Annotated in this window: 1 protein-coding gene; it reads left to right on the top strand. The window is 76.5% G+C overall.

Annotation, left to right across the window (positions count from 1 at the left end):
- Positions 1–25: 25 nt before the first annotated feature.
- Positions 26–1,148 (top strand): DUF885 family protein (locus tag FNQ90_RS24100; RefSeq protein WP_182608277.1); only part of this gene is annotated, 1,123 nt, incomplete at its 3' end.

Here is a 1,148-nt window from a genome sequence, read left to right as displayed (position 1 = left end):
GCCCGGGGTCCACCAGGATGGGCCCATGGACCAGACCACCACCGGAACGCCCGCCACGAGCACCCCGTCCGGCCTTCCCGGCGCCCCCCGCACCACGGGCGACACGGGCACCACACCCCGCCTGATCGCCGAGCGCTACGTCGAGACCCACGCCGACCTCGACCCCGCCGCCGCCCTGATGATGGGCATCCGCCCCGGCAGCGACCTGCTGCCGGACTTCTCCCCGGAGGGCTGTGAGGCCCGGGCCGACGCCGCCCGCCACACCCTCGCCGAACTCGACGGCTCGGTGCCCGGGTCGGCCGTCGCCGAGCTGCCGGACGTCGAGCGCCGCGCCGCCCGGCTGCTGCGCGAACGTCTGGGATCGGACCTGGACCGCCACGAGGCCGGCGACGAACTGGTCGCCCTCGCCATCCTGATGACGCCGGTGCAGCGGGTGCGGATGATGCTCGACCTCACCCCGCGCGGCAATGCCGAGGAGTGGGCCGTGCTCGCCCGGCGGATGCGCCGCATGCCCGCCTCCCTGGCCGGCTACCGGCAGTCCCTGACCGCGGGTCTGGACCGCGGTCGGGGCGCCGCGCCCCGCCAGGCGGAGGCCGTCGCCGGCCAACTCACCGAGGCGTTGGACAACCGCTGGTACCACTCCCTCGTCGCCGAGGCGGACGCGCTGCCCGGCGGCCCCTCCGCGGCCCTGCGGGCCGACCTCGCGGAGGCCGCCGACACCGCCGCCTCCGCCGCCGCCGAACTCCGCGACCACCTGCGCGCCGAGTACCTGCCGGCCGTCGCCGACGTTCCCGACGGCGTGGGCGAGGAGTCCTACCTGCGCGGGACCCGCCGCTGGACCGGCGCCGACCTCGACCTCGACGACGCCTACGCCTACGGCTGGGAGGAGTACCGGCGGCTGCGCGCCGAGATGATCGAGGCCGCCGACGCGGTCCTGCCCGGCGCCGACCCGGCCTCGGCGATGGCGCACCTCAACCGGCACGGCCGCGCGATCGAGGGCGTGGAGGAGATGCGCGTCTGGCTCCAGGAGTTCATGGACCGCGCCATCGCCGACCTGCACGGCACCCACTTCGACCTGCCGGAGCCGGTGCGCCGGGTGGAGTCGATGATCGCGCCGGCCGGCTCGGCCGCCGCGCCCTACTACACCC

Origin of the sequence: Streptomyces alkaliphilus, from assembly GCF_014141535.1 — a bacterium.
Classification (GTDB): domain Bacteria; phylum Actinomycetota; class Actinomycetes; order Streptomycetales; family Streptomycetaceae; genus Streptomyces; species Streptomyces alkaliphilus.
This window is presented reverse-complemented; position numbering and strand designations above follow the sequence as displayed.